The sequence below is a fragment of the Sandaracinobacter sp. genome (assembly GCF_041909755.1).
GTDB lineage: Bacteria > Pseudomonadota > Alphaproteobacteria > Sphingomonadales > Sphingomonadaceae > Sandaracinobacteroides.
The window spans coordinates 11,128-11,741 of record NZ_JAYRCW010000079.1; the positions used below are offsets into that span (position 1 = coordinate 11,128).

General features: G+C 65.1%; 1 protein-coding gene. It reads left to right on the forward strand.

The window, feature by feature from the left end:
- On the forward strand, positions 1-614 hold a 614-nt coding region (locus tag ACE3O8_RS10575; protein ID WP_374389530.1), incomplete at both ends, for an NAD(P)(+) transhydrogenase (Re/Si-specific) subunit beta.

Below are 614 nucleotides of genomic sequence, written 5' to 3' on the forward strand. Positions count from 1 at the left end.
CGCCTGGGCCATGCTCGCCTATCTCGTTTCAGGCGTTCTCTTCATCCTCGCGCTGCGCGGCCTTTCCAGCCCTGAATCCAGCCGGGCGGGCAACCGCTATGGCATGGTGGGGATGCTGATTGCGGTCGTCACCACGCTGCTGACCCACAGCCTTGCGAACATGGCCGAAATCGGCATCGCGATCGCGATCGGCGGGGCCATCGGCTATGTCGTGGCGCAGCGCATCGCCATGACGGCGATGCCGCAACTGGTGGCTGCCTTCCACTCGCTCGTCGGCCTTGCCGCCGTGCTGGTGGGCGTGGCCGCCTTCCTGAACCCTGAGGCTTTCGGGATCCTCGATGCCACGGGCGAGATCTTCAAGGGCAGCCGCATCGAGCTGGGGCTTGGCGTTGCCATCGGCGCCATCACCTTTTCCGGCTCGGTCATCGCCTTCCTGAAGCTGAACGGCAACATGTCCGGCGCGCCGATCCTGCTGCCGGGGCGGCATGTGCTGAACCTGGGTGTGCTGGCGGGCATCCTGGTGATGGTGGCGATCTTCGGACGGGAGACGCCGGAACTGTTCTGGGCAATCCTGATCCTGAGCTTCGCGATCGGCTTCCTGCTGATCATCCCCA